Raw genomic sequence first — 4,483 nt, 5'->3', positions numbered from 1 at the left:
TCACTTCCAGACGAACGTCTACGCTACCCGTAGGGAATCGGTGGGAATGCTGGATATTAGATTTAGGCGATTTCCCATAGTTCCACTCCCATTTCTGATAACGCTCTTCAGATAGCTTGTGGATATTAGCCCAGTCCTCTTCTGTTAGCTCCCAATATTGAACCTTGTCTTCTCCGCCAAAAATAGAAGAAAGTATCGCTAAGCGGAATTCCTCTATCGTCATCGGCTTGTCCAGTAGATCTACTATATTTGTAACACGACTACGAATGGATTTAATTCCTTTTGACTCAATTTTGTCTTTTTTAACTTTCAATGCTGAAACAACTGCATCGATTTCAGTATCGAACATTAGTGTACCGTGACTGAACATTCTTCCACGAGTGGAGAACTGAGCATTACCAGAGATTTTTTTTCCTCCAGCTAATATATCATTTCTTCCAGATAGCTCTGCGTCTACTCCCATTTTCTGTAATGCATCTACAACTGGCTGCGTAAACTTTTTAAAGTTACGGAAGCTATCTCCATCGTCCTTCGTTAAGAAGCTGAAATTTAAATTACCAAGATCATGGTAAACTGCTCCTCCACCAGAAAGGCGGCGTACTGGGATAATACCGTTTTGCTCTACAAAATCTGTATTAATTTCTTCAATTGTGTTTTGGTTTCTCCCTATAATGATTGATGGCTGATTTATGTAAAACAGAAGAAATGAATCCTTCTCTACATCCATAGTATTGAGAGCATATTCTTCAATAGCTAAGTTAATGCGTGGATCAGTAATTCCTTTATTATCAATAAAAAACATGGGTATCACTCCTTTATTCCTATTTTAGCAAAAATCTGTAGAAAGTGTTGACAAAACATTCTGTGTTATATTACAATGAATTCAATCTAAACAGTTATATAACAGATGGAGGTGGAATATATATGTTAGAAAACGTATTAGAATTTTTCCGTAACCTGCCCAAAAAGAAATGCGTAACATGCGGCGAGCCAATTGAAGAGCAACATGAATGCTATGGGAACCACTGTGATAAATGCAACAACCTATAAATTTTAAAATTACCAGCTAGAAGCTCCCCTTCCTAGCTGGTTTTTTTGCGTATATGGATGAATCAGCTTAAGCATTAATGATTAATTGTTAATAACCAAGTATTATGGTAGGATTAGTTATAATAATTTTCAGAATAAATAAATAAAAGGGGAGAATAAATAATGAAGTATGGATTTTGGTTGCCTGTATTCGGTGGATGGTTACGAAATGTAACAGATGAGGATATGCCTGCAACGTTTGAATATGTAAAAGAGCTAGCACAAAATGCGGAAGAATGGGGTTACGATTTAACCTTAATAGCTGAATTAAATCTTAATGATATTAAAGGAGTGGAGAGTCCCTCTTTAGATGCATGCTCAACTACTGCGGCTATCGCAGCCGTCACGAAACGCATAGAAATTTTAACTGCGATTCGACCTGGCTTCCATAATCCTGCATTAACGGCAAAAGCAGCCGCAAATATAGATCACATAAGCAACGGGCGTTTTTCTCTCAATGTTGTATCAGCATGGTGGGAAGGGGAAGCAAGACAATATGGAGGTATCTTCACTTCACATGATGAACGCTATGCACGGACAGAGGAGTTTATCCACATCTTAAAAGGGTTATGGAAAGAAACACCCTTTACTTATACTGGCCAGTTTTATCAATATGAAAACACCTACTTGTCTCCCAAGCCAATCAACCAGCATATCCCCCTATATGCTGGTGGAGAAAGTGAAGCTGGAAAGCAAACAATTGCTAAAACCTGTGACTCCTATGTTATGCATGGGGGCACAGTAGATGAAATTACTGAAAAAGTTAATGACATGAAAATTAGACGCCAGTCTCTTGGTGAAAAACCATTAGAAACGTTTGGGATGTCTGCCTATATCATTTGTCGAGATAGCGAGGAGGAAGTTCAACAAGAACTTGCTCGCATTACGGAAGTGAAAGAAGGTTCTCCTGGGTATGAGGGCTACAAGGATTTTGTTAGCAAATCTCATCTTAACGTGGAGGTGCAGCTCAAGGATTATTCCGTGTCCAACCGAGGATTACGACCAGACTTAATAGGCACACCTGAACAACTTGCTAAAAAAATTATTGCGTTTGAGGAAGCTGGAGTAAATCTGTTAATCCTTCAGTTTTCCCCTCAGCACACGGAAATGAAACGGTTTGCAGAGCAAGTGATGCCTCTAGTAGAAAAATTGAAAAAGGAAAAACAGGAAGTCTAACGGAACAATATGTACAAAATAAAGCTCCTCACATTTTACTTACCGTAAAATGCGAGGAGCTTTAATATTTTTCTATTATGCTTCTTTTGTTTGTTTAGAATAGCGTTTTGTAAACAACAACATAAAGTATCCGAATGTTATTGCTAAGCACACTACCATCACGCCAAGTAAGAAGCTATTATTAAACCAGAAATGACTTAAATCACCTGTAGAAATAGATGCTTTAAAGCTTTGGACTGAGTAAGTCATCGGTAACAATTTATTGAAGAATTGCAACGGTGCTGGTATAAGTTCTAATGGGAATGTACCCGCACTTGTTGTGAGTTGCAGAATTAGGATAATAATTGCAACAAATCTTCCTGGATCACCTAAAATCGAAACAAGCAACTGTACTAATGCTAAGTATGTGAAGCTTGTAATGACTGCAGAAAGGATGAACAGTCCTACACTTTGAGTTTCAAGCTTTAAGACAAATAGTGCAACCGCAACTACAAATAGCGATTGGATAATTCCTACCACACTTAAAACAGTTATTTTACTAGCAAACCATTTTGCCCCACTTGTTGGAGCAATGGCTGGTTGAACAAATGGGAATACAATTGAAATTAACAATGCACCGACAAATAATCCAAGTGATAAGAAATAAGGTGTGAACCCTGTTCCATAGTTAGGTACCTCATTGACCCCTACCACATTAACATCTACTGGAGAAGCGACCATTTCGTAGGTCGATTCAGAAGGTGCTACTTCGCCTGCCTGCTCACTTGCTTCTTTTAAGCTAGATTGCAAGGTTTCCGTTCCATCTGCCAGTAATTGTGTACCTTCTACTAGTTTAGTAGAACCATCTGCTAATTCACCTGATTTCGTAGCAAGTGTACCAGTACCCTCTTTTAATTGGGATGAGCCGTTAGCTAGCTCATTCAAGCCGTTCACGAGGCTAGAGGATCCAGCATACGCCTGACTGATTCCAGCGTTGAATTCGTTCATTTTTTCATTTAGGGTAGTCGTACCACCAGCAAGATTAGCAGAACCTTCTACTAATGCCGCTGAAGATGATGCTAATTGAGAAACGCCCTGTTTTGCTTGTGAGTAACCGCCACTCAGCTGTTCTGCTCCACTTACTATTTGAGAAGTACCAGTAGTTAAATCCTGAGTTCCACCAGCTAATTGTTCTAAGCCTGAGGAAACTGAGGTACTACCAGCTTCTAGTTGCTTTAATGTCTCTGTAATAGCAGCCGACTGTTCTGGAGGTAAAGCAGCTGTTAACTGACCTAATTGTTGAGATAAGGCTTGGATACCAGCTGTTACATTAGCAGAGCCTTGAGCCAGTTGGTTTGTACTTTCATTCAATTTGGAGCTACTCGCTTGAAGCTTAGCCAAGGAATCTAGCAGACCTTTTTCCTTTTCGCTAAGTAATTGATAGCTTTCATTTAGTTTATCTACACCAGCTGTGTACTCTTTAATACCACTATTTAAAGTTGCGGCCCCTTCAGCCGTTTGACTAACGCCATTTGTAAGCTGAGAAGAACCATCCGCAAGTGTTCCCAGACCTTCATTTAAATCCTTAGATCCCGTAGCAGCTGTATTAATACCATCAACTACCTTATTAGTACCATCACTCAGCTCAATCGTACTACTAGCTAATTGTTCCAAGTAGCCTTTTAGGTTAGAGGCACCATTATTAACTTCAGCTACGCCGTCTTTTAATTGCCCTGCCCCATCAGAGGCTTCGGCAAATCCGTCACCTAGCTTCGTAATCGAATCAAAAAGCTGTTCAGCATAAGTTGCTGATACTTGCTCATTCACTTCTGCACGAATACGATCCATTGCTGTTTCACCTATTTGCGATGATAAGAAATTAAATCCTTCATTTGCTTTATAAGTGATGACCATTTTTTCTGGCTTCTCATCTAATAAAGTCGTTGCATGTTCAGAGAAGTTTTCTGGAATCTCGATTAATAAATAATAATCTTGATTTAATAACCCCTCATCTGCCTCTTTTTCAGATACAGATACAAACTTAAATTGGCCACTTTCGCGTAATTTATCAGTTAGTTCTTTACCTAGGGAGAGCTCTGTTCCGTTGTACTCCGCTCCTTCATCCGAGTTAACAACTGCTACAGGAAGATCACTTAAGTTAGCATACGGATCCCAGAAAGCCCATAAGAACATCCCAGCGTACATCACTGGAATAAATAAAACTGCAATTATTGATATC

Annotated in this window: 4 protein-coding genes; 2 read left to right on the top strand and 2 right to left on the bottom strand. The window is 39.3% G+C overall.

What is annotated here, in order from left to right; genetic code table 11:
• The coding region (locus AC06OU_RS18160; RefSeq protein WP_475857635.1) for a lipoate--protein ligase family protein at positions 1-802 on the bottom strand (802 nt) is incomplete at its 3' end.
• A 122-nt stretch (positions 803-924) separates the two neighbouring features.
• Between AC06OU_RS18160 and yhfH the strand changes: the two genes are divergently transcribed.
• Together yhfH and AC06OU_RS18150 are read left to right on the top strand one after the other, a co-directional pair.
• Positions 925-1,050, top strand: a complete 126-nt coding sequence (gene yhfH / locus AC06OU_RS18155) for a protein YhfH (RefSeq protein WP_169360268.1) — start codon at positions 925-927, stop codon at positions 1,048-1,050.
• A gap of 162 nt (positions 1,051-1,212) precedes the next feature.
• Positions 1,213-2,265, top strand: a complete 1,053-nt coding sequence (locus AC06OU_RS18150) for an LLM class flavin-dependent oxidoreductase (RefSeq protein ID WP_475857634.1) — start codon at positions 1,213-1,215, stop codon at positions 2,263-2,265.
• A 75-nt stretch (positions 2,266-2,340) separates the two neighbouring features.
• Here the strand turns inward: AC06OU_RS18150 and AC06OU_RS18145 are convergent, their stop codons facing one another.
• Positions 2,341-4,482, bottom strand: a complete 2,142-nt coding sequence (locus AC06OU_RS18145) for a YhgE/Pip family protein (protein WP_475857633.1) — start codon at positions 4,480-4,482, stop codon at positions 2,341-2,343.
• Between the last annotated feature and the right edge of the window lies 1 nt (position 4,483).

This window comes from Psychrobacillus sp. (assembly GCF_056205495.1).
This window is presented reverse-complemented; position numbering and strand designations above follow the sequence as displayed.

Bases quoted from the DNA above. Each gene is read 5' to 3' on its own strand.
- AC06OU_RS18150 (WP_475857634.1), top strand. From the start codon at position 1,213: ATGAAGTATGGATTTTGGTTGCCTGTATTCGGTGGATGGTTACGAAAT.
- yhfH (WP_169360268.1), top strand. From the start codon at position 925: ATGTTAGAAAACGTATTAGAATTTTTCCGTAACCTGCCCAAAAAGAAA.